This is a genomic window from Hansschlegelia sp. KR7-227 (genome assembly GCF_049446035.1).
In the GTDB taxonomy this organism is placed as follows: Bacteria; Pseudomonadota; Alphaproteobacteria; order Rhizobiales; family Methylopilaceae; genus Methylopila.
Genome location: NZ_JBMSEA010000001.1, coordinates 2618428 through 2644446 on the forward strand (window position 1 = coordinate 2618428; position 26019 = coordinate 2644446).

At 69.9% G+C, this 26019-nt stretch carries 24 protein-coding genes; 9 read left to right on the top strand and 15 right to left on the bottom strand.

The window, feature by feature from the left end:
- The first annotated feature begins 78 nt into the window (after positions 1-78).
- Positions 79-543: a PTS IIA-like nitrogen regulatory protein PtsN gene (gene ptsN / locus ACO2RJ_RS12375; RefSeq protein WP_423268307.1), complete on the top strand. Its 465-nt coding sequence runs from the start codon at positions 79-81 to the stop codon at positions 541-543.
- Between the two features lie 66 nt (positions 544-609).
- Here ptsN and ACO2RJ_RS12380 read toward each other — a convergent pair whose 3' ends face one another.
- From ACO2RJ_RS12380 to ACO2RJ_RS12405, 6 genes are all read right to left on the bottom strand, one after another.
- The gene (locus ACO2RJ_RS12380) at positions 610-879 is read right to left on the bottom strand and encodes a DUF1150 family protein (RefSeq protein ID WP_423268308.1); all 270 of its coding nucleotides are present in this window, start codon (positions 877-879) and stop codon (positions 610-612) included.
- A 4-nt stretch (positions 880-883) separates the two neighbouring features.
- Complete coding sequence (locus ACO2RJ_RS12385) at positions 884-1339, bottom strand: Hsp20 family protein (RefSeq protein WP_423268309.1); 456 nt, start codon at positions 1337-1339, stop codon at positions 884-886.
- Positions 1340-1535: 196 nt separating this feature from the next.
- Positions 1536-2597 carry a hypothetical protein gene (locus tag ACO2RJ_RS12390; protein WP_423268310.1) on the bottom strand — a complete coding sequence of 354 codons (1062 nt, stop codon included), beginning with the start codon at positions 2595-2597 and terminating at the stop codon, positions 1536-1538.
- A 167-nt stretch (positions 2598-2764) separates the two neighbouring features.
- The gene (locus ACO2RJ_RS12395) at positions 2765-3832 is read right to left on the bottom strand and encodes a hypothetical protein (protein WP_423268311.1); all 1068 of its coding nucleotides are present in this window, start codon (positions 3830-3832) and stop codon (positions 2765-2767) included.
- A 133-nt stretch (positions 3833-3965) separates the two neighbouring features.
- On the bottom strand, positions 3966-5051 hold the full coding sequence (locus tag ACO2RJ_RS12400; protein ID WP_423268312.1) for an ABC transporter ATP-binding protein: 1086 nt from the start codon (positions 5049-5051) through the stop codon (positions 3966-3968).
- Positions 5052-5109: 58 nt separating this feature from the next.
- Positions 5110-5982, bottom strand: coding sequence for an undecaprenyl-diphosphate phosphatase (locus ACO2RJ_RS12405; protein ID WP_423268313.1), 873 nt, complete (start codon positions 5980-5982; stop codon positions 5110-5112).
- Positions 5983-6138: 156 nt separating this feature from the next.
- Between ACO2RJ_RS12405 and ACO2RJ_RS12410 the strand changes: the two genes are divergently transcribed.
- The 4 genes from ACO2RJ_RS12410 (at position 6139) to ACO2RJ_RS12425 (ending at position 9491) form a co-directional block, all read left to right on the top strand.
- Complete coding sequence (locus ACO2RJ_RS12410; protein ID WP_423268314.1) at positions 6139-6831, top strand: glutathione S-transferase family protein; 693 nt, start codon at positions 6139-6141, stop codon at positions 6829-6831.
- A gap of 55 nt (positions 6832-6886) precedes the next feature.
- Positions 6887-8017, top strand: coding sequence for a tRNA epoxyqueuosine(34) reductase QueG (gene queG, locus ACO2RJ_RS12415; RefSeq protein ID WP_423268315.1), 1131 nt, complete (start codon positions 6887-6889; stop codon positions 8015-8017).
- Positions 8014-8874, top strand: a complete 861-nt coding sequence (locus ACO2RJ_RS12420; protein ID WP_423268316.1) for an SDR family oxidoreductase — start codon at positions 8014-8016, stop codon at positions 8872-8874. Before queG ends, ACO2RJ_RS12420 begins: the two co-directional genes overlap by 4 nt.
- Before the next feature lie 77 nt (positions 8875-8951).
- Positions 8952-9491 carry a DUF3617 domain-containing protein gene (locus ACO2RJ_RS12425; protein WP_423268317.1) on the top strand — a complete coding sequence of 180 codons (540 nt, stop codon included), beginning with the start codon at positions 8952-8954 and terminating at the stop codon, positions 9489-9491.
- Positions 9492-9504: 13 nt separating this feature from the next.
- Here the strand turns inward: ACO2RJ_RS12425 and ACO2RJ_RS12430 are convergent, their stop codons facing one another.
- The 4 genes from ACO2RJ_RS12430 to ACO2RJ_RS12445 form a co-directional block, all read right to left on the bottom strand.
- A complete protein-coding gene (locus ACO2RJ_RS12430) occupies positions 9505-10473 on the bottom strand; it encodes an esterase-like activity of phytase family protein (protein WP_423268318.1) in 969 nt (322 codons plus the stop codon).
- Positions 10470-12353, bottom strand: a complete 1884-nt coding sequence (gene cobT / locus ACO2RJ_RS12435; RefSeq protein ID WP_423268319.1) for a cobaltochelatase subunit CobT — start codon at positions 12351-12353, stop codon at positions 10470-10472. The genes ACO2RJ_RS12430 and cobT overlap by 4 nt, the downstream gene beginning before the upstream one ends.
- Before the next feature lie 10 nt (positions 12354-12363).
- On the bottom strand, positions 12364-13362 hold the full coding sequence (gene cobS / locus ACO2RJ_RS12440; protein ID WP_423268320.1) for a cobaltochelatase subunit CobS: 999 nt from the start codon (positions 13360-13362) through the stop codon (positions 12364-12366).
- A 74-nt stretch (positions 13363-13436) separates the two neighbouring features.
- Complete coding sequence (locus tag ACO2RJ_RS12445; protein ID WP_423268321.1) at positions 13437-14096, bottom strand: J domain-containing protein; 660 nt, start codon at positions 14094-14096, stop codon at positions 13437-13439.
- 125 nt (positions 14097-14221) lie between these two features.
- On the opposite strand from ACO2RJ_RS12445, the gene ACO2RJ_RS12450 reads away from it, so the two are divergent.
- Positions 14222-14500, top strand: a complete 279-nt coding sequence (locus tag ACO2RJ_RS12450) for a BolA family protein (RefSeq protein ID WP_423268322.1) — start codon at positions 14222-14224, stop codon at positions 14498-14500.
- A gap of 3 nt (positions 14501-14503) precedes the next feature.
- Here ACO2RJ_RS12450 and ACO2RJ_RS12455 read toward each other — a convergent pair whose 3' ends face one another.
- From ACO2RJ_RS12455 to mprF, 4 genes are all read right to left on the bottom strand, one after another.
- Positions 14504-15733 carry an FAD-dependent oxidoreductase gene (locus ACO2RJ_RS12455; protein WP_423268323.1) on the bottom strand — a complete coding sequence of 410 codons (1230 nt, stop codon included), beginning with the start codon at positions 15731-15733 and terminating at the stop codon, positions 14504-14506.
- Positions 15734-15746: 13 nt separating this feature from the next.
- The gene (locus ACO2RJ_RS12460; protein WP_423268324.1) at positions 15747-16832 is read right to left on the bottom strand and encodes an alpha/beta hydrolase; all 1086 of its coding nucleotides are present in this window, start codon (positions 16830-16832) and stop codon (positions 15747-15749) included.
- Positions 16833-16992: 160 nt separating this feature from the next.
- A complete protein-coding gene (locus ACO2RJ_RS12465; RefSeq protein WP_423268325.1) occupies positions 16993-18381 on the bottom strand; it encodes an AcvB/VirJ family lysyl-phosphatidylglycerol hydrolase in 1389 nt (462 codons plus the stop codon).
- Positions 18378-21077: a bifunctional lysylphosphatidylglycerol flippase/synthetase MprF gene (mprF, locus tag ACO2RJ_RS12470; protein WP_423268326.1), complete on the bottom strand. Its 2700-nt coding sequence runs from the start codon at positions 21075-21077 to the stop codon at positions 18378-18380. Before mprF ends, ACO2RJ_RS12465 begins: the two co-directional genes overlap by 4 nt.
- Before the next feature lie 236 nt (positions 21078-21313).
- On the opposite strand from mprF, the gene ACO2RJ_RS12475 reads away from it, so the two are divergent.
- Together ACO2RJ_RS12475 and ACO2RJ_RS12480 are read left to right on the top strand one after the other, a co-directional pair.
- Positions 21314-22807: a UbiA family prenyltransferase gene (locus ACO2RJ_RS12475; RefSeq protein ID WP_423268327.1), complete on the top strand. Its 1494-nt coding sequence runs from the start codon at positions 21314-21316 to the stop codon at positions 22805-22807.
- 7 nt (positions 22808-22814) lie between these two features.
- Positions 22815-23264, top strand: coding sequence for a GtrA family protein (locus ACO2RJ_RS12480; RefSeq protein ID WP_423268328.1), 450 nt, complete (start codon positions 22815-22817; stop codon positions 23262-23264).
- A gap of 31 nt (positions 23265-23295) precedes the next feature.
- Here the strand turns inward: ACO2RJ_RS12480 and ACO2RJ_RS12485 are convergent, their stop codons facing one another.
- Positions 23296-24576 (bottom strand): glycosyltransferase family 39 protein, encoded by a 1281-nt coding sequence (locus ACO2RJ_RS12485; RefSeq protein WP_423268329.1) that lies wholly within the window; start codon positions 24574-24576, stop codon positions 23296-23298.
- Between the two features lie 206 nt (positions 24577-24782).
- On the opposite strand from ACO2RJ_RS12485, the gene ACO2RJ_RS12490 reads away from it, so the two are divergent.
- On the top strand, positions 24783-26003 hold the full coding sequence (locus ACO2RJ_RS12490; protein ID WP_423268330.1) for a calcium-binding protein: 1221 nt from the start codon (positions 24783-24785) through the stop codon (positions 26001-26003).
- Positions 26004-26019: the final 16 nt, after the last annotated feature.

Here is a 26019-nt window from a genome sequence, read left to right on the forward strand (position 1 = left end):
CGTCCTCAGGACGGCGGGACGCGAGCGCGCATCCGCCTTCTACGACGGCCTTCGGAGCATCTGGAGCAAGAGCAGCTGATGCCCCTTTCCGATCTGGTCCAGCCTAACGCGATCCTGCCGGCGCTGAAGGTCAACTCCAAGAAGCAGGCGCTTCAGGAGCTGTCGGCCCGCGTCGCGGAACTGACTGGGCTTTCCGAGCGCGAGGTGTTCGACACCCTGCTCCAGCGCGAACGGCTCGGTTCGACCGGCGTCGGCGCAGGGATCGCCATTCCGCACGGCAAGCTCCCGAAGTTCGACCGGCTGTTCGGGCTGTTCGCCCGGCTTGACCGTCCGATCGACTTCGACGCGCTGGACGGAGATCCCGTCGACCTCGTGTTCCTGCTGCTCGCTCCGGAGTCGGCCGGCGCCGACCACCTCAAGGCGCTGGCGCGCATCGCCCGCGTGCTGCGCGATCCCATGACGGCGCAGAAGCTGCGGGCCTCGCGGGACGCCAGCGCTCTGCACGCGATCCTGACGCAGGTCGTGGCGTCCAACGCAGCCTGACGCCGCGGGATTTGGGAGACGCGGAGCGTCAGGCGCCCAAGCGTTGGGCGCCTGAACCTCCCTCGTTCAGTGCAGGCTGACCGTGACGAGCTCGTGCTCGCGCGCGCTCTCGATCAGCGCCTCGCGGGTGTCCGCCACCACGATCGGCGAGCCGTCGGCGCTGAGCAGCGCGAACAGCTCCAGTCCGGGCTCGAGCTCCGGCGCCTGCGGGAACAGGGCGTTGAGTTCGTCGGACAGGATGGGCTTGACGTAAGCGATATGGCCGTCGCCGATCGCGGCGAATTCGGCGGAGCTCAACGGGCCGCGCCGGGCCGAAACTGCATTTTCGCGCACCATGACCTTACTCCTTCTCCGCGATGCGGCGGCTCTCGTCCCGGGCCCTGATGGCGATACGCTGGACGGATCGCTTAAGTTCCGGGCGAACGAGATCGACGACCAATAAGCCCGTCGCAAGATCCGCGCCGAGAACCTCCATGCCTTCCGCCAGCACAAAGGCGCGCGTGAACTGGCGCGCCGCGATGCCGCGGTGAAGATAGACGCGATCCTCGCGTTCCGCCGGCGGACGCCCACGGATGACGAGCTCGTTCTTTTCGAGCGTGACCTCGATCTGGTCGGGAGAGAAGCCCGCGACGGCCAGGGTGATCCTGAGCCGCTCCGGCTCGCCCTCGAGCGGCGGCAACCGCTCGATGTTGTAGGGCGGGTAGCCGTCGCCGCTCTTCGCCACACGGTCGAGAGCCCGCTCCAGGCCATCGAAGCCGAGCAGGAAGGGGCTCTGCAGACTCGTCAAACGCGACATCGTTCAAAGTCCTCGCCAGAAGCGACTTTGACGGAGCCTCGTAAACAAAGCGCTCCGAACGCCGGGAACCGGCGCAAGGCTTAGATGGCCCCGCGGCCGTCGGCGTTCAAGCGGCGCGAACGGAGACCCCTGAAAACGCGAAAGCCGCCGGCTCGGGGCCGGCGGCTCGTCACGGAGCGGCGGAGGCGCGGTGGCGTCAGGCCGAGAAGAAGTCGAGATTCGACAGCGTCGGGAAGTCGCCGTCCTGCTTCGCGATGATCGCGAACGCGACGGCCTTCTCGCCGCCGGCCTTGTTGCCGTCCGCGTCGTAGAACAGCCGGCCGGTCTCGGAGTTGTAGATGATGCGGTCGTTGAGATCGTGCGCGGCCGAGCCTTCATAGAAGTGCTTTGAGGCCATCAGCCCGGTCTTGCCGAAGACGATGCCCTCGAAGAGGTCCCTGTCGAGCGCGATGCGGTCGACGAGGTGCTCGAAGTCGCGCAACGAGTCGACATTGGTCTTCCCGTTAAGCGCGGTGTCGAACACGAAGGTGTCCTTGCCGCCCTGGCCCCACAGCAGGTCGTTGCCGGCCTTGCCGCTGATGACGTTGGCCTTGGCGTCGCCATGCAGCCCGTCGCCGAAGCGGCTGCCTTCGAGATTCTCGATGTTCAGCAGCACGTCGCCGGTGGCGCCGCTGCCGTGGGCCTTCGAGCCGTCGAGAAAGACCTGAACGAGACGGCCGGATTTCGCCCAGGAGGCCGTGTCGAGGCCGTTTCCGCCGGCCAGCGTGTCGGCGCCGCCGGCGCCGCCGTCGAGCGTGTCGTTGCCGTCATAACCGATGAGGTAGTCGGTCTGGCTGCTGCCGACGAGGGAGTCGGCCCTCTGGAACAGCTGGCGCACCAGCGCGGCGTCGTCCTTGGTCGAGTCCGACAGAGCGACCTCGCCGACCCTGTCGACGCTGAGCCGAAAATCGTCGATCGTCAGCAGCACCTGCTTGGCGTCGCCGATCATGAGGCCGCCCTCGAGGCCGGTGATCACGCCGTCGGTCGGGATCTCGCCGCGCGTCGTCGGGAACGGCAGATATTCAAACTCCTGACCGGAGACGTCGACATAGGCGGTGCCGCCGGCCGCGGTCTCGCCCGTGATCGTGAAGAGCTTGTCCTGGGTGGCGTCGACGTTGGAGAAGAAACCGTCGCTGAACTGCTCGAAATTAACGGTCAGAGCGTTCTCGTCCTGGAGCGCCTTCATATTGATGGCGACGTTTGCGGTCAGCTTCGTCATGGCGTTTCCTCGGTGGCGATAGTGTCGCGCGGGCACGACGCTGGTCGTCTGTTGATATCAGCGCGCCGAAAGCACGGGGATCAGTAGCACTACGTAGGACGAACGCCCGGACTGCTTTCGCGGCCCGGACGTTGGTCCGCTTGCGGCGCGAAACGCCGGATCCCGCGTCAGATGATCAGGAAATCGGTCTGCGACAGTTCGGGGGCGACGCCGTCGACCTTGAGCAGGGTCGCGAACTGCACCGCCTTCACGCCTCCCGCCGTGTCGCCGTCGGCGTCGTAAAACAGCTTGCCCGAGGCGCGGTCGTAGATGATGCGGTCATTGGCGTCGTGGGCTGCGGTCCCGGTGTAGAAATGCTTCGCCTGCATCGCCCCGCCCCTGCCGAAGCCGATGTCCTTGAAGATGTCGCCCTCGAGCCGGATGTCGTCGACGCCGTGCTCGAAGTCGCCGATGACGTCGGCGCTCGTGGTCTTGATCGCGGTGGTGAAGTCAAACTTGTCGGCGCCGCCATGGCCGTACAGCGTGTCCTTGCCGAGCATGCCGTTCAGATAGTTCGAGGCGTCGTCGCCGTGGATGGCGTCGGCGTATCGGCTGCCGATGACGTTCTCGATCGAGACGAAGACGTCGCCCTTGGCCTCGCCGACGCCCGCGAGCTCGCCGCGCAGGTCCGCGTGCACGCGCCCGCCGGCGAATTCGTAGGACGAGGTGTCCCGGCCGCTGCCGCCGTCCAGCGTGTCGGCGCCGCCATTGCCGTACAGCGTGTCGTTGCCGTTGAAGGACTGCAGGAAGTCGTCGCCGGTGTTGATGATCTTGCGGTTCTCGTCGCGAACGACGTCGCTGCCGTTGAAAACATCGTTCTTGCCGAAGATCGTCTTGACGAGAGCGTAGTCGTCGAACGGATCCTTGGTGCTCGCTACGCTGACGATCTTTTCGATTTTCACCGATATGTTCGCCACGTACAGATTGTCAGAGTATTTCCCTGCGATCGTGTCGTAGTCGAGCACTGAAAAGCCGTTGAGCGTGCCGCTCTTGGGCTCCACCGTGCCCTGGTTGTTCAGCGGCGTGTAGGTGAAGTTCGATCCGTATGTGTGCAGCGTCTGCTGAACGCCGTCATCGCCCCTCGGCCCTGCAACGTGAAACGCCGTGGAAGTCTCGTCGTAGATGAAGCCCCGCAACAGCGACTTGAAGCTGAGGGTCAGCGGGCTGAAGGAATGAAACGTGCTGAAGTTTGCCATGGGGCGTCCCGATATGCGCAGCCTGTCGACCGCCCACCATCCGCGCTGCGCGCGCAGATCTGTGGAACGTCAAGTAATTACCACCTGGATTATAAGGGGACCAATACGTAGGACTACGTAAGTCGCAAGACGCTTAGCCGGCGGCCTGGTCCAGTCGCGCGCCGGTTTCCGCGCTGAAGACATGAAGATGCGCCCGATCCGCGCCCAGCTTCAGCCGGGCGCCAGCCGGAATTGAGGTCGTCCCGGTCAGACGGGCGGCGACGCGGTGCTGGCCGATCAAGCCGTGCGCCAGCACGCCCTCCGCGGTCGGCTCGACCTGCTCCACGTCGAGCGGGAACGTCGCCGCCGTCGGCGGTCCGTCGCCTCCCACCACGAACAGATGTTCCGGCCGCACGCCGAGCCAAAGAAACGTCGCCCCCGTCATCAGGCTCGCCGCCCCAAGATGCGTGCCGTCCTCGAGCGACAGGCCCGTCTGGTTGGCGCGCGCCGGCAGCAGGTTCATCGGCGGCGCGCCGAGAAGCCGGGCCGCCTCGACGCTCGGCGGCCGATCGTAGAGCTCGCGCGGAGCGCCGACGGCGACGACGCGCCCGTCCGCCATGACGGCGAGCAGATCGGCGAGCGCGAGCGCGTCGGTCTGGTCGTGGGTGGCGTAGACGACGGTCGCCTTCGTCTCGCGCTGAAGGCGTTTGATCGCGCGCCGCAGCGCGAGCCGCCGGGCCGGGTCGAGCCCGTCGAGCGGCTCGTCGAACAGCAGCACGGGCGGCTGATGAGCGAAGGCGCGGCCGCTCGCGGCCCGGGCGCGCTCGCCCGTCGAAACCTGGGCCGGCGTGCGGCCGAGCAAGGCGCCGAGATCGAGCGCGTCGGCGGCGCGCAAGACGCGCTCCTGCGCGTCCCGCCGGGCGAGCCCATGCGAGGTCAGTCCTTCGCGCATCAGGTCGAACAGCGTGCGGCGGCGTCCCTCAAACGATCGCGGATCCGCCAGTTCGGCGAGCTCCGGCCGGCCGTCGCGATACGACTGGTGCACGGACTGGCCGATCTCGATCACGCCGCTCGTCACCCGCTCGCGGGCCGCGATCAGCCGCAGCAGGGTGGACTTCCCGCAGCCGGTCGGCCCGGTGAGCACGCAGAACGCGCCGTCCGGGACGGAAAGCGTCGCGCCGTTCACCGCGGCGACGTCGCGATAGTATTTCGTCACGTCGGTCAGGGTGATCGCGGCCATCGGTTCCGTCCGAGGTCGTTGCTCTTGGCGGCCGCGACCGGGCCGCTTCCGGCCATCCTCACCCGTAGACGAGCAAGCCCGCAAGGCCCGCGGCGCCGACGATCATCCGCCACCAGGCGAAGGGCGCGAAGCCGTGCCGCGAGATGAAGTCGAGCACGAACCGCACGACGAGCAGCGCGGTGAGGAAGGCGCAGACGAAGCCGACCGCCACCAGCGCCATGTCGTCCATGCTGAGGAGGTCGCGGTTCTTGTAGAGGTCGTAGGCGAAGGCGCCGGCCATGGTCGGCATCGCGAGGAAGAAGGAGAACTCCGCCGCGGCCCGCTTGCTCGCGCCGAGGAGGAGCGCGCCGACGATCGTCGAGCCCGAGCGCGACACGCCCGGCACCAGCGCGAAGCACTGGAAGAGCCCGATCACCAGGCACATGCCGAGGGGGAAGCGCATCGCGTCGTCATAGGCGACGTCCGGCGTGGTCTCGCTCGTCCAGCCCCGCGGCGATCCGTCGTCGGCGCGCACGGTGACGGTTTGCGGCTGATGCCGGAGGTCGACCCACAGCAGCACGAGCCCGCCGAGGATCAGCGCGACGCACACCGTGGCGGGCGATTCGAACAGCACGGACTTGATGAAGCCGTGCAGCGTGGCGCCCACGATCGCGGCGGGCAGAAAGGCGATCAGCACGCCGAGGACAAAGCGCCGCGCCGTCGGATCGCTCGGCAGCCGGACCGCGACATGCGTCAGCCGCGCCGCGTAGACCGCGAGGATGGCGATGATCGCGCCGAGCTGGATCAGAACCTCGAAGGTCTTGCCCGTCGACTCGAAGCCGAGGAAATGGCCGAGCAGCAGCAGGTGGCCGGTCGAGGACACCGGCAGAAACTCGGTGAGGCCCTCGACGACGCCCAGCAGCGCCGCTTCCAAAAGGCTGACGAGGTCCATGCCGGTCTCCCCCGAGAACTGAGGCCGATTCGCTGTTGTCGCGCGACGACGGCGGTTCTATACGGAGGCCCTGCGCCGCGCCATCGAACGTCCGGCGTTCCGGCGCGCCCCGCTGCGCGCCGGCCACACCTCCCGGCCCGCGCGATACGACGGTACATGGCGATCCTCTATCACCATCCGCTTTGCCCACATTCCCGCTTCGTGCGGCTCGTCATGAGCGAGTACGGGCTTGCCGCCGATCTCGTCGAAGAGCGCGTGTGGGAGCGGCGCGAGCCGTTCCTGTCGCTCAACCCCGCCGGCACGACGCCGGTGCTGGTCGAAAAGAGCATGCCGTCGGTGCCCGGCGCCGACATCATCGCGGAATATCTCGACGAGACCCGCGGGCTTGCGCTCGGCGACCGGAGACTGTTGCCGGAGAACCCGCGCGAACGGGTGGAGACCCGGCGGCTCACCGACTGGTTCAACCGCAAGTTCTTCGAGGAGGTGTCGAGCCATCTCGTCACCGAGAAGATCTACAAGCGCTTCATGCCGACCAATCTGGGCGGCGGCGCGCCGGAAATGGCGGCGATCCGCGCGAGCCGCGCGAACATCCGCTATCATCTGAAATATCTGGGCTATCTGATCCGGCAGCGGAACTGGCTCGCGGGCGACCGGCTGACCTACGCCGATCTCGCAGCCGCGGCCCATCTGTCGGTCGTGGACTATTTGGGCGACGTGCCGTGGGACGAGGACGAGAGCGCGAAGGGCTGGTATGCGCGCGTGAAATCGCGCCCCTCCTTCCGTCCGCTGCTGGCGGAGACGGTGCGCGGGGCCGCGCCCGCGCCGCATTACGCCGATCTGGATTTCTGATCCTTTTCACGCGCGCTTTCGCCGCATCGGCCGAACCGCGCCCGCCGGGGCGCGCATGACGCCCGCAGCCCTGAAGGCCGCCCTGGCGGCCCGCGCGAAGGCGCTCGGCTTCGACGCGCTCGCGGTCACGACGCCGGACGCCATCCCCGAGGCCGCGCCGCGTCTCGCCCGCGCGCTCGCCGACGGCCACCACGCCACAATGGGCTGGCTCGCCGACCGCGCGGACTGGCGCGGCAGCCCGGAGACCCTGTGGCCGGAGGCCCGCTCCGTCGTCATGCTCGCGATGAACTACGGGCCGGATTCCGATCCGCGCGCGGCGCTCGCCCGCCCCGACCGCGCGGCGATCTCGGTCTATGCGCAGGGCGACGATTATCACGATGTGATCAAGGGGCGGCTGAAGCAGGTCGCAGGCGCGCTCGCCGCGGCGGGCGCGCAGATCAAGGTGTTCGTGGACACCGCCCCCGTGATGGAGAAGCCGCTGGCGGAAGCCGCGGGTCTCGGCTGGCAGGGCAAGCACACCAACCTCGTGTCGCGCGACTTCGGCTCGTGGCTGTTTCTGGGCGCGATCTTCACCACCGCCGAACTGCCGGTCGACGCGCCGGAGGCCGACCGCTGCGGCTCCTGCCGGGCGTGCCTCGACGCCTGTCCGACCGACGCCTTCCCTGCCCCCTACCGGCTCGACGCGCGGCGCTGCGTCTCCTACCTCACCATCGAGCATGCCGGCCCGATCCCGCGCGAGCTCCGGGCCGCGATGGGCAACCGGATCTATGGCTGCGACGACTGCCTGGCCGCCTGCCCCTGGAACAAGTTCGCGCAGGCCGGCCGCGAGATGCGGCTCGCGGCGCGCGACGAACTGCGCGGACCCCGCCTCGCCGACCTCGCGACGCTGGACGACGCCGCCTTCCGGACGCTGTTCGCGAAATCGCCGGTGAAGCGCATCGGCCGCGACCGCTTCGTCCGCAACGTCGCGGTCGCCATCGGCAACTCCGGCGATCCCGCCCTCGTCGGCCCTGCCCGCGCGCTGCTCGACGATCCGTCCCCGGAGGTGCGCGGCGCGGCGGTCTGGGCGCTGTCGCGCCTGGCGCCTGCGACCCTCGCGCCCCTTGCCCGATCGCGGCTGACGGTCGAAACCGACGCGTCGGTGGTCGACGAATGGGAGGCGGCGCTGGAAAGAGAGACGGCGTGAAGCGGCTGGTCGTCGTGGGCTGCGGATATTCGGCGCGGCGGTTCGTCGATCTGCACGGGGGCGGCTTCGAGGCGATCGACGTCACGACGCGGAGCGCCGAAAGCGCCGCCCGCCTCAGCGCCGACGGCCTCACGGCCCATGTGTTCGACGGGCTCGCCGCAGGTCCGGCGCTCCAGGACGCCGTCGCCGCGGCCACGCATCTCCTCGTCTCGGCTGGTCCCGACGAGGACGGCGACCCCGCTCTGCGCGGCGCCGGCGAGGCGCTCCGCGCGGCCCGCGCGCTGTCCTGGATCGGCTATCTCTCGACCATCGGGGTCTATGCCGACGCCGGCGGCGGCTGGGTCGACGAGTCCACGCCGCCGGAGTCCGACAGCGCGCGCGGGCGCCGGCGCATCGAGGCCGAACGCGACTGGCTCGCCTTCGCCGCCGGGAAGGGCGCCGCGATCCAGATCTTCCGTCTCGCCGGCATCTACGGTCCCGGGCGAAGCGCGGTCGACAATCTGAAGGCGGGCTCCGCGCGCCGTCTGGTCAAGCCGGGCCAGGTGTTCAACCGCATCCATGTCGACGACATCGCCGCCGCGATCGCGGCCGGGATCGTGCGTCCGCAAGTCGGCCCGATCATCAACGTCACCGACGACGAGCCTGCGCCCCCGCAGGACGTGATCGCCTTCGCCGCCGCCCGGCTCGGCGTCGAGCCGCCTCCGGAGATCGCCTTCGAGACCGCCGAGCTTTCGCCTATGGCGCGCAGCTTCTACGCCTCCAACAAGCGCGTGCGGAACCGCGTGCTGCGCGATGAGCTCGGCGTCACGCTGGCCTTTCCGACCTATCGGGAGGGGATCGCGGCGCTCAGCCGATGACCTAGGCAGGGCTTGCCGCCCGCGGCCGCACGTGGTTGTGAGAGGCCAATCATAAGGACAGCCCAAGGACGCCCTTAATGCGCCGATACGCCTTTCTCCTGCCGCTGGCGGCCTTCGCCGCTCCCGCCGCCGCCGCGGGCTTCGACCTGCCGCCCCGCAAGCCGGGTCAGTGGGAGATGAACATCCAGGTCGACACGGCGGCGATGCCCCCGCAGATCATTCGCATGTGCCTCGACGCCGAGACCGACAAGCTGCTGAACGCCAAGTTCGGCGGCATGGCCTCGTCGATGTGCTCGCGCCAGGACCAGACGAAGGACGGCGACAGCATCGTCCTCGACAGTGAGTGCAAGGTCGGCGACATGAAATCGGTGTCGCACACCGTGGTCACCGGCGACTTCGACAGCGCCTACACGATGAAGACCAAGATCGACATGTCCGGCAGCAACATGACGAACAGCCTGAACAAGGTCATGCCGGGCGGCCCGATGACCCAGGAGACCACGATCGTCGCCAAGCGCACCGGCGCGTGCGACGCGGCGTTCAAGCCGGGCGACATCGACCTCGGCGACGGCCGCACGATGAATGTGCGCGACATGCCGGACCCGAAGATCCAGTGACGCCGAAGGCCGATCAGTCGGCGAGGCGGAACTGCATCAGCAAGGTGCGCTGAAGCGCCGAGAAATTGTCGTCGGACAGAACCGTCAGCACCGTCGAGCCGCCCTCGCGGTGGGCGGCGATCGCCTCGAAATTGTCGATGGTCTGGCCGAGCGAGGCCTCCATCAGCACGCGGCCGTCGACGATCGCGCCCGGCCGCAGGTCGCGCTCCTCGAGCTTCCGGATGCGGACGTGGAGCGAGAACGGCGGGCGGAAGCGCCGCTCCAGGAGTGCGTAGCCGCCGCCCGGCAGGCGCACGAGATCGGTCGGCGAGAAATCGCCGGTCCGGCGCACCGCGAAGGAGAACGGCGCCTTGGCGCCGACGACGAAGGCCCGGTTGTCGCCGTCGGCGTCGAGGTGCTTCTCTGCGATCATCAGGATTCCGCCGTCCGGCGCGACCGCGATCGCCTCGAAGCCGGCGTTGTGCGGCGCGGAGGCCGCGTCCTTCGGCAGCGCGACCGCCCGGCCCCGGCCGTCCGGGCGGCCGTCGGCGTCGAGCGCGTAGCGCGTCAGCCATTGCGCGCGCTCGGAGGAGACGTAGGCCGTCCGGCCGTCGATCTCGAGCCCCTCGGTATCGAAGCCGCGCCGACCCTGAAGCGGCCGTCCGTCCCGGCCGGGCGTCGGCGAACGGGTGACGTTCGTCAGGCCGGTCGGACGCGATCCGTCATAGCCGAGCTCGCCGCGGAACCAGTTTCCCCGGTCGCTGATCGCGGTGAAGCTTCGGCCGTCGGCGGACAGGCGCAGGCCCGACAATCCCCCGAAATCGGGATCGCGCGAACTCAGCTTGAGACCGCCGAGAAAGACCAGTTCGCCGTAGCGCGCCCCGACCGGCGTGCCGGCGTCGAAGCGTTCGATCGGCGTCGCCGCGACCTCCACGGCCTCCTGCGCGCGGGCGGGACCGGCGACGGCGAGGGCCGCGGCGAGGATGGCGGCTGCGAGCCTCACGCGCGACGGCGGGATCGCGGCGCCCGCGCCGGGGCCTCTTCGAACAGCTCGGCGAGCTTCTCGGTCATGACGCCGCCGAGCTCCTCGGCGTCGACGATGGTGACCGCGCGCCGGTAATAGCGCGTGACGTCGTGGCCGATGCCGATCGCGATCAGCTCCACCGGCGAGCGCGTCTCGATCTCGGCGATCACGCGCCGCAAATGGCGTTCGAGATAGTTGCCGGCGTTGACCGACAGGGTCGAATCGTCGACCGGCGCGCCGTCGGAGATGACCATGAGGATCCGCCGCTGCTCCGGCCGGCGCAGCAGGCGCTCATGCGCCCAGGCGAGCGCCTCGCCGTCGATGTTCTCCTTGAGCAGCCCCTCGCGCATCATCAGCCCGAGATTCTTGCGGGTGCGCCGCCACGGCGCGTCGGCCGCCTTGTAGACGATGTGACGCAGGTCGTTCAGCCGCCCCGGCCCCATCGGCTTGCCGGCCGCGAGCCACTGCTCGCGGGACTGGCCGCCCTTCCAGGCGCGGGTCGTGAAGCCGAGGATTTCGACCTTGACCCCGCAGCGCTCCAGCGTGCGGGCGAGGATGTCGGCGCAGGTCGCGGCGACCGTGATCGGCCGGCCGCGCATCGAGCCCGAATTGTCGATCAGCAGCGACACCACGGTGTCGCGGAAGTCGGTGTCGCGCTCCTGCATGAAGGTGAGCGCGCTCATCGGGTCGACGATGATCCGCGACAGGCGCGCGGGGTCCAGCATGCCCTCTTCGAGGTCGAAGTCCCAGGCGCGGCTCTGCTGGGCGAGCAGGCGGCGCTGCAGGCGGTTGGCGAGCCGCCCGACCACCCCCTGAAGCGAGGCGAGCTGCTTGTCGAGATAGCTGCGCAGCCGGGAGAGCTCCTCCGGGTCGCACAGCTCCTCGGCGAGCGCCTCCTCGTCGAACTTGGTGGTGAAGGCGACGTAGTCCGGCTTGTCCCGGTCCTGGCGCGCGTCGTCGCGTGGCCGCCACGGCTCGGTCGCCTCCTCGGCGTCGCCGAGATCGTCGTCGGGCGCGTCGGTCGGCGGCGCGTCGGCGGCCTCGATCTGCTCGGCGTCCTCGTCGGCGTCGGCCGAGGAGTCCGTCTCGGCCTGGTCGGAGCCGTCGCTTGAATCCTCCGGCTGGTCGGCGGCCTCGCCCTCCTGCGGCGACTGCTCGCCCTCGCCCTCGCCTTCCTCCTCCTGGTCGTTTTGGACGTCGGAGGAGAGCTCCTCGCCCATGTCGAGCGAGGTCAGCAGGTCGCGGATCGTGCGGGCGTAGGCGTTCTGGTCCTCGACCACGCGGTCGAGCCGGGACAGGTCCGCTCCGGCCTTATCCTCGATCCAGGGCCGCCAGAGATCGACCAGCTTCTTCGCGGCGTCCGGCGGTTTGCGGCCGGTCAGCTTCTCACGGACCAGCAGCGCGACGGCGTCCTGCAGCGGCGCGTCGGCGCGGTCGGTGATCTCGGCGTAGGGACCGCGGTGATAGCGGTCCTCCAGCATGGCGGCGAGGTTCTGTCCCGCCCCTTCCATGCGGCGCGATCCGATCGCCTCGACGCGCGCCTGCTCGACGGCGTCGAACACCGCGCGCGCCTCCGCGCCCTGCGGCGCGAGCTTCGAATGCAGGGAGGCGTCGTGGCAGGCGAGCCGCAGCGCCATCGAATCGGAATAGCCGCGGAGCACGGCGACGTCCTCCGCCGACAGCTTGCGCGGCGGCTCGGGAAGGCGGGCCTTATGCCCCGTCAGCAGCGGCCGCTCCGGCGCGAAGGCGACCTCGACCTCCGGATCGCCCGCGATCGCGCGCAGGCATCCGGCCACGGCCCGCTTCAGCGGCTCCGAAGGCGGTCCGGGCTTCTCGCCGGGTTTGCGGTTCGAGATCACGTCGCTTGCGTCAGCTCATGGCCACGTTGACCGCGCTTTCCGGCAATTCCTTGCCGAAGCAGCGCTGATAGAACTCCGCCACCAGCGAACGCTCGAGCTCGTCGCATTTGTTGAGGAAGGTGAGCCGGAACGCGAAGCCGAGATCGCCGAAGATGTCGGCGTTTTCGGCCCAGGTGATCACCGTGCGCGGGCTCATCACCGTCGACAGGTCGCCATTGATGAAGGCCTGGCGCGTCAGGTCGGCGAGCCGCACCATTTTCGACACGATGTCGCGTCCGCCCGGCTGGTTCCGGTAGTGCGGGGCCTTGGCGAGGACGATGTCGACTTCCTTGTCGTGCGCGAGATAGTTCAGCGTGGTGACGATCGACCAGCGGTCCATCTGGCCCTGATTGATCTGCTGAGTGCCGTGATAGAGGCCCGACGTGTCGCCGAGGCCGACCGTGTTCGCCGTCGCGAACAGTCGGAACGCGGGATGCGCGCGGATCACCTTGCGCTGGTCGAGCAGGGTCAGCTTGCCGGACTGCTCCAGCACGCGCTGGATCACGAACATCACGTCCGGCCGGCCGGCGTCGTACTCGTCGAACACCAGCGCGACGTTGTTCTGCAACGCCCAGGGCAGGATGCCGTCGCGGAACTCGGTGACCTGCTGGCCCTCCTTCAGCACGATCGCGTCCTTGCCGATCAGGTCGATCCGGCTGACGTGGCTGTCGAGGTTGACGCGCACGCAGGGCCAGTTGAGCCGGGCGGCGACCTGCTCGATATGCGTCGACTTGCCCGTGCCGTGATAGCCGGTGACCATCACGCGGCGGTTCTTGGCGAAGCCGGCGAGGATCGCGAGCGTGGTGTCGTGGTCGAAGATGTAGTCGGGATCGAGGTCCGGAACCGCCCCGTGCGGTTCGCCGAAGGCGGGGACTTCGAGGTCGCAGTCGATGCCGAAGGTCTGGCGCGCCGACACCTTCATGTCGGGCAGCAGGCTGTCGGCGGCCGGGGCGTCGAGAAGGGCGGTCATGAGGCCTCCTGGCCGGGCCGGGAAAAACCGCGCGGCAGGCCCGGGCGCGCTTGATCGCGCGCAGATGGTCGGATTCAGCAGAAGCCGGCGGATCGGAGATAGTTATAGGCTTGGATGATCTCGCGCAATTTGTCCTCGGTGCCGCGGTCCCCGCCATTGGCGTCCGGGTGCAGCCGCTTCACCAGTTCCTTGTAGCGCGCCTTGATTTCGTCGGGGGCGGCGCTCGCGCCGAGGTTGAGCGCCTCGAGCGAACGGCGCTCGACGTTCTTGAGCTCCCGCTTCGGGCCGGCGTCCGAACGTCGGGGTCCGCCGCCTTCGGCGTCGAAGAAGTGGAACTGGTCGTCGAACTCGAAACCGCTCGCCCAGCCGCCGCGCGCCTTGCGGCGGCGGTCGGTCTTGGCGCGCGCCTCCGGCGTCGCGGACCCGTTGCGGCCCATCGTCCAGGTCGGCCGATGGCCGACATGCGCGTCGCGCTCATAGGCCCGAAGATCCTCGTCCGACATGCCGGAGAAGAAGTTGTAGGACTGGTTGTAGGCGCGCACGTGCTCGAGACAGAACCGCCAATATTCGTTCTCGCGTCCACGACCCTTCGGCGCGCGGTGCTCGCCCGGCGCCGCGCATCCGGGGTGTTCGCAGCGATCGGTCTTGGGCTCCGGGCGCGCTTCCGCGCCGCGCGGGGCGCGGGAGACCCTAATCCGGTCGAACCATGGGCTGTCGAGTTTCATCCACGCCATTATGGGCGCCGCCGCCCGGACGAACAAGAACGCCACGGCGCAAGGGCGGCCTTCCCTCGTCGGGGTTGACGAGGCCGCGCGGCGGGAGGCTTCTCGCGGGGACCGATTCACCAGGAGGCTTCGCCATGACGGTGCGCGCGCGCATTGAACGCCTTTTGACCGACGCGCTTCAGCCGGACCGGCTCGAGGTCGTCGACGAGAGCCATCTCCACGCCGGCCACGCCGGCGCCCGGCCGGAAGGGGAGACGCATTTCCGCGTCCGGGTGACCTCCGCCGCTTTTTCCGGGATGAAGCGGCTCGACCGCCACCGCCGCGTCAACGCGCTGCTCGCGGACGAGCTCGCGGGGCCGGTCCATGCGCTCGCGATCGACGCGCGCGCGCCGGAGGAGCCCGGCCGGCCCTGACCGTCAGTCGCGCCGCGCCGCGACGGCGGGCGCCGTGACCCGCTCCGGCCGGAACCCGACGCCGACGATGCGGGCGGGAATGCGCGCAAGCACAGGAAACCGCCTCATCAGGCGGATCGCGAGCGGCGTTTGCAGGCGGCGCGTGCTCGCGAGCACCGGCGAGACCACCCGGTTCTGGACCTGCACCTGCAGGAACTGCGTCGCCCTGGTGGGAAAGGCCCGGCGCGCCTGGACCGCGGCGAGATCGTTCTCGGTCAGCCGGCTGTCCCGCAGCGGTCCGGCGAGAAGGTTCGCGGCGGCGACCGCGTCCTGGATCGCGAGATTGATCCCGACGCCGCCGATCGGAGACATGGCGTGCGCGGCGTCGCCGATGCAGAGAAGGCCCGGCGCATGCCAGCGCGTGAGCCGGTCGACGGCGACGGTGAGCAGGCTGACGTGATCCCAGGCGCCGATCTCGGCGGCCCGGTCGGCGAGGGCCGGCGCGAGCCGCCCGACGCGCGCTCGAAACGCCTCAAGCCCCTCGGCGCGGACGGCGTCGGCGCCGCCCTTCGGGATCACCAGGGCGCATTGCCAGTAGTCGCCGCGATTGATCGTGACGAACAGGCCGCCGGCGCTGAAGCGCCCGCCGGTCGCGTCGCCGTCCGAATCCTGGCGTGACAGGCGAAACCACATCACGTCCATCGGCGCGCCGAGCGTCTCCGCCGGCAGGCCCGCCTCCGCTCGCACGGTCGAGCGCCGTCCGTCCGCTCCGACCACGAGGTCGGCGGCCACCTCGATCGGACCGGTCGACGTTTCGGCATGGACGCCGATGACGCGCCCGCCGCGCTGGATCAGCGCGGTCGCCTCGGCCCGGCGGATCAGCCGGAAATTGACGTAGCGCTCCGCCTCCTCGGCGAGGAAGTCGAGAAAGTCCCATTGCGGCATCAGCGCGATGAAGCGGCAGGTCGTCGGCGTGTGGCGCAGATCCGCGGCCAGGAACGGCTCGTCCTCGATGAAGGCCGTGAGCGTCTCGACCTTCTGATGGGGCAGAGCGAGACAGCGCTCGAGCAGGCCGAGATCGGCCATGACGTCGAGGGTCGACGGATGGATGGTGTCGCCGCGGAAGTCGCGGAGAAAATCGGCGTGCTTCTCCAGCACCACGACGTCGACGCCGGCCCGCGCGAGAATCAGGCCGAGCACCATCCCCGCCGGGCCGCCGCCGACGACGCAGCACTGCGTGGAGGCCGCCGACATCGACGGGGTGTCGCTACAGGGCCCGGCCGACCCGCGCGCCCCGCTCCAGCGGCGCCAGCGACTGGCCGAGGTCGCGCCCGATCAGCTCCTGCGCGGAGCGGGCGTGCCGCACGAGGTCGCCCATCCCGAAGAAGCCGTGCGCGACGCCCTCGAAATCGACCGCGTTCACGGCGACGCCGGCCCCGCGGAGCTTGTCGGCGAGCATGTGTCCTTCGGAGCGCAGCGGGTCGATCTCCGCGGTGAGCAGCGTCGTCGGCGGGAGCCCGTGAAGGTCGGCCCGGTTGACGAGGTCGAGCCGCGGATCCTCCTTCTGGTCGACCCCGAGCAGCGCATGGCCCAGAAGCCAGCCCACGATCGCCTTGTTCAGCGGACGGGCGTGCTCATTGATCCGGAACGACGGCGTCGACATGTCGACCCCCGCGAGCGGATAGATCAGCGCGAGATGCTTGGGCGCCGTGAGGCCCTGGTCGCGCGCCGCGATCGCCACGTTGATCGCGAGGTTGCCGCCGGCGCTTTCGCCGACGATCGCGAAGCGCTCGCCGTCGCCGCCGAGCTCGGTGGCGCGCTCGACCACCCAGCGATAGGCCGCGACGGCGTCCTCGTGGGCGGCCGGGAACTTGTGCTCGGGGGCCCGCCGGAAATCGGCCGACACGACCACCGCGTCGGTGCGCGCCGCGATCGCGCGGGGGCTGGAATCGTAGTCGTCGAGATCCGCGAACACCCATCCGCCGCCGCGGAAATAGAGGATCAGAGGGCGCGGCCCCGCCGCGCCGGGCGGGTGGTAGACGCGCGCCGGGAGATCGCCGCCGGCGCCCGGATAGACGACGTCATGGGAGGTCACGTCGGCGTCAGCGGGCGGAATGCCGAATTTCGCCATCAGCGAGGAGACCGCGTCGGCCGGCGTCGGCTGACGACGCGCCTCCTCGGGCGTCAGGTCCTCGATGGGCTCCGCGCCCAGCGCCTTGAGCTCGTCCAGCACGCGGGCCATGTCGAGCTCGGCGCGGGCGATCGGATCGCCCGCCACCGCGCCGATGATGCGGGTGACGCGTTCGCCGAACGTCGGCGGCGCATGCGGATCGGGACGGTCGGTCTGCGACATCGGGCGTCTCCTCGGTGACGGCGGCCGGACGCCGTTCAGCCGCGTCTTTCGGCCTGCATTCGCGCAACGTGCAGAGTGAACCCTCGTTCCGGCGGAGGAAAGCCCCGAAGCCGCGGTGACGCCGCCGGCCGCCCCTCGGGCCGCTCCGGCGCGCCCGCGGTCAGCGTCCTTCGGCCGCGCCCCGCCTGACGAATTCGCCGTCGATGCGCTTGGCGAGCGCCGCATAGTCCTCGTCGAAGTGATGGCCGCCGGGGAGCTCGAGCCGCGCGGATGGCGGAAAGACGTCGGTGGCGCAGGCGACGTCGTTGTCGGCGCCCTCGAGTTCGTCCTTGCCATAGACGCACATCACGCGGTCCATCGGCAGGCCAGCTGCGGGCTTGAGCACGTCGTGCTCGCCGGAGCCGACGCCGAGCCAGCCGGAGACGCTGACCTGGAAGTCGGCCGTCTTGGACAGGCCGAGCAGCGCGATCAGCCGCACCTGGTCGCGCACCGCCTTGGAGATGCGGCCCCAGGCGAAGGGAATGACGTCGGCCCCGAAGGAGTAGCCCGCGAGCAGCACGCGCTTCGCCTTCCACTCCGCGGAGTAGCGCCCGACGATCGCCTCGAGATCGTCGCCAAGCTCGCGCGGGCTCTTCTCGTTCCAGAAGTAGCGCAGCGTGTCCACGCCGACGACGCCGTAGCCCTCCTGGTTGAAATACTCGGCGACCGACTTGTCGAGGTCGCGCCAGCCGCCGTCGCCGGCATAGACCACGGCGAGGCCCTTCGGCGTCTGCGTCTTGGGCGGGTAGAGCACGAGCGGCAGCGCGTTGACCGCGTCCGGATCGCCGCCGCCGACGTCGAGAGCTGCGTCCCGCGCGGCCGCGGCGACGTCCGCGTCGGCGGGCAGCTCCACCACGTCGGCGTTCTCGAGGTCCTTGACGAAGGCCCTGGCGAAGTCCGGCGCCGGCGCGGGAAGCAGCAGGCGCCACTCGCCCTGCAGCCCTTCGACGGGGTCGGCGCCGATGACGATGTCCGCGCCGTCCACGCGGCTCGACTTCGGCCCGTCGCAGAGCGGCTTCGCGAGCGGCGCGCGGTCGGTGAAGCCGACCGACACCGCGCCGGAGAACATGTTGGCGGGCGCCTGCGCCAGCATGGCGTAGGCGATGTCGGCGCCCTTGCCGACGCCGAGCAGCGTCGGCAGCCGATAGGTCTTCATGCCGAGCGTCTTGCCGGCCAGCCGGGCGTATTCCTCGACGTCGCCGGACATGAAGATGCAGTGGTCCGTGCCCTTCGCGACGCCTGCGAGATAGCGCGGCAGGTCGATCCCGATCACCGCGGCGCCCTCCTTGGCGAGCGCTTCCGCTTCGGAGGCCCGGGCGGGCGTCCAGCCGTCGAGCCCCGAAATCAGGGCGACGATCGCGCTCGGCTCCGCCGCCGGCGCGACAACGGGCAGGTCCTTCAGCGTCTCGTTGCCGACGGAGATGCGGCGAAGGTCGTCGGCGCGCGCGGCGCCGGCCAGCGCAAGACCGAGCGTCGCGGCCGCGATCGCCACGACGACGCCGCGGATCACGCCAGGCTCTCCTCGGGCGCCGGCAGCGGCTTCGGCTGCGCCGCCGCGGCGGCGCGCTTCGGGGCCCCGCCGATCAGCGCGGTGATGTCGATCAGGATCTGCGGCAGCACCCAGCCGCCGGGACAGGCGAGATAGCGCGGCTCCCATTTCGGATCGAACTTCTCCTTGTAGGCCCTGAGACCCTCGAAATTGTAGAAGTTGTCGCCGTGGCGGAACAGGAAGGCGCCGACCCTGTTCCAGGTCGGGCCGAGCGGGTGGTTCGCGAGGCCCGAGAGCGGCGCCATGCCGAGATTGAACCAGCGGTAGCCGTCCGCCTTGGCCCGCAGCATCAGGCGGACGAACAGCGCGTCCATCACGCCGCGCGGCGCGTCCGGGGCGTAGCGCATCAGATCGATCGTCGCCTCTTCGCGGTTCGCGCCGTACCACATGTTGGCGAAGCCCACGATGCGGCCGTTATGGCGGACCACCGCCATGTCGAAATGGCGGAGATAGTCCTCGGACCAGAAGCCGAGCGAAAACCCCTTCTCGCCGCCCTTCTTCGAGGCTTTCCAGGCGTCCGACACCGCCTTGAGCTGGGGATAGAGCGGGACCGCCTCGGCAGCCGGCACGATTTCGACGTCGATGCCCTCCTTGGTCGCCTTGCGGTCGACGTAGCGCCATTCGTAGCCGGCCTTGCCCTCGAGCGTGAACTTCGAGAGGTCGACGCTCGCCTCCTCGCCGAGCTTCATCAGCGACAGGCCGAGGTCGAGATAGGTCGGCATGCGCTTGACCGAGGCCTGGTAGAACACCGGCCAGCCGCCGTGCTGGTCGGCGAGTTCGCGGAACGCCCAGAGCAGCTCGGAGACGCGTTCCTCGGGCCCGACCGGATCGCCCATCGCGACCCAGCTCCGTCCCTGCACCTGGTACATGATGAAGGCGTCGCCCGCGTCCGAGAACAGGAAGCGCTTGTCGCCGAGGAAGGCGAGGTTGGCGTCCGCGCGCGGCGAGGCCGCGACGATGGCGGCGAGACGCTGGTTCGGCTCGGCCGGCCCGCGGCGCGGGGCCGCGTTGCGGTGGAGCAGCGCGTGCAGCCCGATCGCGAGCGCGGCCACGCCGGCGGCGAGGCTCGCCCTCAGGAAGCGCGGCGCGTCGCCGCGATAGGCGAAGTCCCACCAGAGATCGTTGGTGTAGCCGATGTTGCGATAGGCGAAGAAGCCGAGCCAGACCGAGCCGCCGAGCACGATCGCGACCGCCGCGAGCCAGGCCGGCGCGAGATCCTGGTCCCACAGCGAGGCCCGGCGGTAGAAGGCGCGCTTGTTGACGGTGAGCAGGGCCAGCACCACGGCGAGCACGCTCGCCTCCTCGACGTCGAAGCCTTTGACGAGCGAGAACACGAGGCCGGCGATCAGCAGGATCTGCGCGACGCGATAGGCGCCGTCGAGGCGGCGGATCAGCCCGCGCGCCACGACCAGCAGCACGACCCCGACGACGCTCGCCAGCAGATGCGAGGCCTCGACGAAGGGCAGCGGCACCGCGCGCCGGAGATAATAGAGCCGGTCGGTCTCGGCCGGCAGCGCGCCCGAGACGAGCAGCACGATGCCGCCGAGGAACACGGCGGCGGCGAGCACGATGGGCGCGACCGGCCGCATCACGGCGGCGAGCAGCGCGCCCAGGCGGTGGAGATGGCCCTTGCGGCGGGCGAGTTCCGAGCCGCCGAGCAGCCCGAGCGCGATCGTGAACGGAATGAGGTAGTAGACGACGCGCCAGAGCAGCAGGCTCGCCAGCAGGCTGTCGGCGGGCAGGTTGGGCAGCGCGATCAGGACGGTCGCCTCGATCACCCCCGCCCCGCCCGGCGCGTGGCTCAGCATGCCGAGCGTCATCGCGACGACGAACAGCGCCGCGAAGGTCGGGAAGGCGATCACGGCGTCCTGCGGCAGCAGCACCCAGAGCGCGAAGGAGGCGCCCATCAGGTCGACCAGACCGATCACGATCTGCGCGCCGGTCGATTTTACGCCCGGCAGCGCCAGCCGGTAGCCCTCGACCGTCACCGCGCGCTCGCGCCGCGAGATCCACACGAGATAAGCGAGCAGCGCGACGAGGATCGCGATCCCGATCGCCATGTTCACGGAGGCCGGCAGACCGTCGATGCGCGAGACGTCCGGCGCCTCGCTGATCAGGCCGAGCGCGAGGGTGAAGAAGATGCCGAGCCACAGAGTGAGGGCCGAAATCGCCGTGATGGCGGCGACCTCCGCCGCGCCGAGGCCGGCGCCGGCGTAGATCCGGTAGCGCACCGCGCCGGCCACGACGAGCTGGAAGCCGATCGTGTAGCTCAGCGCGTAGCCGGTGAAGGAGGCCAGCGCCGCGACGGGGTAGCCGACCTCCCGGCGCTTGATGTGGACGATGCCGAACCAGTCATAGCCGGTGAGCGCGACATAGCTCGCGGCGCTCGCGGCGAGCGCGACGCCGAGCGTGCTCCACGGGGTCGCCGCGATCGCGGTCTTGACGTCGTCGAGCTTCACCTCGTCGACGAGACGGTGCAGCACGTAGAGGACGATCGCGAACAGGAGCAGCGAGCAGACGGCCCCGACCGTTCGCCAGGGAACGGTCGCGGCCCACGCCCTCAGGCGCGGAAAATGCAAAGGCGAGACGTCCTCCGGCGGCTCGGCGCCTTCAGTCGTCGCGTCGTCCGGCGCGTCGGATCCAGGCCGAGAGGTCACGAGTGCGGTGGCCGTCTGGTCGATGATGACATATCAGGGGTGAGGAGATGTCATCCGGCGCGCTCGGAAGCAACCCGGATCACGGAAGGCGCAGAGACAACGCGCCGATCGCGGCGGACATAGGGCGGTTCTTAACTTCGCGCGGCTAAGCTGCCCGTCAAAGCCGCGCGGAGGCAGCGGCGAAACGACGCCTCTCCGCGCCGCCGAGAGCGGCGGGGACGATCGGAGTTCGCGTGATGTCGCTTGCATCCCTGCCGTCCCGACCCGGCCCGCGCGGCGGGCGCGACGCCTCGCTGAGGCCGCTCGCGGTCGACGTCGACGGCACCCTGCTCCGCGCCGACCTGCTCGCCGAGACCGTGCTCGCCTATCTGCGCGGCAATCCGCTGCGCATCTTCGCCGTGCTGGGCTGGCTGCTGCAGGGCAAGGCGGCGCTGAAGCGCCGGCTCGCCGAGCGCGTCGACATCGATGTCTCGATGCTGCCGGTCAATGAGGAGCTGGTCGCCTTCGTCGAGGCCGAGCGGGCGCGGGGCCGCGAGATCCACCTCGCCACCGCCTCCGACGCGCTGGTGGCCGCCAAGCTCGCCCAGCGCTTCGGCTTCGTCGACGGCGTCATCGCGAGCGACGGGACCCGGAACCTCAAGGGCGAGACCAAGGCGCGCGTGCTCGCCGAGCGCTTCCCGCAGGGCTTCGCCTATGCCGGCGATCACGCCGCCGACCTCGCCGTCTGGCGCGCGGCCGAGGAAAGCGTCATCGTCGGCGCCAGCCCCGCCGTCCTGCGCGCGGCGCAGGCGATCCGGCCGCCGTCGCACGTCATCCCGCGGCGCCGCGCCGGGCTGAAGACGATCGCGAGGGCGGCGCGCGTGCATCAATGGGCGAAGAACGCGCTGGTCGCGGTCCCGCTTGTGCTCGGCGGCAAGGCGTTCGATGCGGGCGCCTGGACCACGGTGCTGATCGGGCTGGTCCTGCTCGGGATCCTGGCCTCGTCGACCTATCTTCTGAACGACCTCTGGGACATCGACGACGACCGTCGGCACTGGTCGAAGAAGACCCGCGCCTTCGCGAGCGGGCGGCTTCCGATCGCGGCCGGCCTCGTCGCCGCGCCGATCGGGATCGTGGTCGCGCTCGCCGGCGCCGCGATGATCAGCTCCGCGGCCTTCGCGGCCTTCGCGACCTATCTCGCGGTCACGCTGGCCTATTCCTTCCGGCTGAAGAAGGTCGCGGTGCTCGACGTCTTCACGCTCGCCGGCCTGTTCACGCTGAGGCTCGTCATCGGCATCGCGCTCGCAGGCGTCCCCGTGTCGCCCTGGCTGCTCGTCTTCTCGATGTTCCTGTTCTCGTCGCTCAGCTTCGCCAAGCGCCACACCGAAGTGGTGCGGGTGGCGGCGTCCGGCGCCGTCAAGGCCGGCGGGCGCGGCTACGTCGCCGACGACCGGCCCTTCCTGATCGCGATCGGAGTCGCGGCCGGCATGTCGGCCGTGCTCGTCATGGTGCTCTACCTCATCGACGAGGCGTTCCGCGCCGGCTTCTACACGACGCCCGCCGCGCTCTGGACATTCCCCTGCGTGCTGTTCCTGTGGCTCGGCCGGGTGTGGGTGCTGTCGGGCCGCGACGAGCTCCACGACGACCCCGTGGCCTTCGCGGTCAGGGACAGAGCGAGCCTGCTGCTCGGCGCGGTCATGGCGCTCGCCTTCGTCGCCGCGGTGTGGCCGTCCCCGCTCCCGACGTGGTGATCCCCGAATGCCCCCGCTCGCCGACGCGCTGCCCGCCGCCCTGCGCGACCGCATGACCCCGGCCGAGATGCGGCGCATCGGCCGCTTCCTGCTCGCCGGCGGCTTCGCGGCCTTCGTCAACTGGGCGGCGCGCTTTCCGCTGAACGAGGTGATGCCGTTCGGCCCCGCCGTGATCGTGGCCTACGCGATCGGCATGGCCGTCGGCTTCGGCGCCTACCGCGCCTTCGTGTTCGACGCCCGCTCAGGCCGCGCCCGCGACCAGCTCTGGAAGTTCATCCTCGTCAACCTGGTCGGCGCGGCCGAGGTCTGGGCGCTCGCCATGCTCGCCGTCCACTGGCTGGCGCCTGCGATCGGCTGGACGACCTGGGTCGAGCCGATCGCGCACGGCGTCGCGATCGGGATCGGCGCCGTGACGAGCTATGTCGGCCACAGACTGCTGACGTTCCGGGGGCATTGAACGTCTTTATCGGCGCGACAAGGGAGCGCCCTCAGATCGCCCCCTTCGTCACCGCCACGATCGCGAAGGCGGCGACGTTCAGCCCGATCGCATAGGTCGTCAGCAGCTTGAAGGCCTTGAGGCGCTCGGCGACCTTCTCCGGCTCGCCGGTGAAGGCCGGCAGCATCAGGACGTAGAGCACCGGCAGCCAGTCGAGCGCGTAGCGCTGGACGTTGTGCTGGGAGAAGCCGTTCGAGTGGTAGAACAGCGTGATCCCGCAGACCACGCCCATCACCAGCAGCCCGACCAGCAGCCGCGCGTCCGCCCTCGCGTAGAAGGCATAGAGGATGAACGGGCTCGCCGCGAGGATGGACGTGCCCATCGGGTCCATGCGCACCAGCTCGGTCATGTATTTTCCGCCGAACTCCATGTGGAAGCCCTGCAGGAACATGTGCGCGACGTTGAAGACGAAATAATCCTTCGAGAACAGCCCGATATCGAGGATGCGGTTGGTGATGAAGTTGCGCTCGCCGACGTCGGGATAGTCAGCGATGTAGGCGTAGCCGGTCTCGAACGGCGCGCCGAAGCGCAGCCAGTTGTAGAGACAGTAGGCCGCGATCGCGGCCAGGATCGGCGCGCCGAGCTTGAGCGCGTCGAGGATGGTGGCGCGGTCGAAGGCGATCAGCTTCGCGCCCTTCGGCCGCGACAGCACGAACAGGAACGGCGCGAGGAAGAGGGCCATCTGCCGCGACAGGAAGGCGAGCCCGATCAGGGCGCCGGCGAGCAGAAGCCTGCGGTCGAGGGCGGCGAGCATCGCGAGGCTGACCAGCGCGAGCGCGATCGCCTGCGCGAAGAACCACACGCCGTCGCCGCGCAACGCGACATAGGCCGCAGGCGTGCCGAACACGAAGGCGAGCATGGTCCAGGTCTGCGCCTCGCGCCCGAGGCCGAGGCGGCCGGCGATCGACCACCAGCACCAGGCGGTGACCGCGCCGGCGAGGCCGGTGATCACCACGAAACCGGTCGCGTCCGCCCCGAACAGCGCGATCAGCGGCGCCGCGACCAGCGCCGGGACCGGCGGGAAGATGACGTAGACCTTGGCGCCGAGCCGCGCGCAGTCGCTGTCGAAGCAGGTCGGGCTGTCGAAGCGGCCGTGCAGGAAGGCGTCGGCGAGCAGCGCGTAGCTGTTCGCGCCGCCATGTTCCGACAGCGCGCGGTAGACCAGCGCGAGCACCAGCGCCGCGGCGAGGCCGAAGGCGGCGAGCGCGACCGCGCTCCAGCGGTCGAGCGCGAAACGCGGCGCGCGGCCGGCGGCGGCGTCCGTGACGGTCATCGGCTTCTGCTCCGGGGGCTTGCGCGACACGCCGAGCAGCGTCTCATGAAAGGCTTGGCGAATGGCTAACAGGGGCGCCGGGTAACCCCTGAGGCGGAGAGAGCCGCGTTTTCGCCATGGTTCGGTCCGGAAGCGGTAGCAGGCTGCGGCATGAGGGGCGCGTCGGATTCGGCGCAGGCGCAATCAGAACCCACCAGGAACCGCACATGGCAGACATCACCGTCACCAGCGACGCCGTCGACGATCTTCGCATCTTCAAGTTCTTCGATCCCGACGCCGTGCTCGATTCCGCGAGCTCGACCCGGCTGACGCTGGAGAGCGACGACGGCTACGACCTCGTGCTGCGCGGGTCTGATTTCCGGCTGGACCGCTACGACGAGCCGACCGACGGCGTGATCACCGACATCTTCCTCTACGATCCCTCGGGAGATCTCGTCGGGCAGATCAACGATGTCGACTACTCGCTCGAGGATTATTACGACCTCGTCGCGGTCGACGGCCGCGCGATGACCTTCACGGCCGACCTGCTGTCGGGCGGCGACGACATCCTCGGCGGCTCGGCCGACGACTATCTCGAGGGCTATGGCGGGAACGACTCGATCGTCGGGGGCGCCGGCGACGACCTGCTGATCGGCGGGTCCGGGAACGACACGCTGGCCGGCGGCTCGGGCGACGACGAGCTCGACGGCGGCGTCGGCAACGATCGCGCGCTCGGCGGCTCGGGCGAGGACACGCTGTTCGGCTTCGACGGCGCGGACAGCCTCTCCGGCGACGACGGCGCGGACGAGCTCTACGGCGAGGCCGGACGCGACACGCTCAACGGCGGAAACGGCCGCGACGAGGTCTATGGCGGAGCCGACAACGACAAGCTCGACGGCGGCGCGGACAATGACACGGTCGAGGGCGCGGCCGGCCGCGACACCGTCAATGGCGGCGACGGAAGCGACAAGGTCGGCGGCGGCGACGACGCCGACCAGGTGTTCGGCGGCGCAGGCGACGACCGGGTCTATGGCGACGCGGGCGACGACAAGCTCGCCGGACAGGGCGGAAACGACTCGATCCAGGGCGGCTCGGGCGACGACACGATCATCGGCGGCGCGGGACGCGATCTCGTGCGCGGCGACGGCGGCGAGGACCTGTTCCAGTTCAACGCGATCGGCGAAAGCGGCGACCGCATCCTCGATTTCGACCGCGGCGAAGACCATCTGGGCTTCCGGGCCTCTGGCTTCGCGGGGCTGACCGCCAATTTTGGCCTCGTCGTCGGGGACGACCCGACGGCGACCAAAGGCGTCGGGACCTTCCTGTTCGACACCGGCACGGAGCAGCTGTTCTACGACGCCGACGGCAGCGGCGCCGGCGCCGAGAGGTTCATCACGCGCCTCGACGACGTCGCCACCCTGACCCGCGACGACTTCCTCATCACGTGACGACGGTCTAACGTCG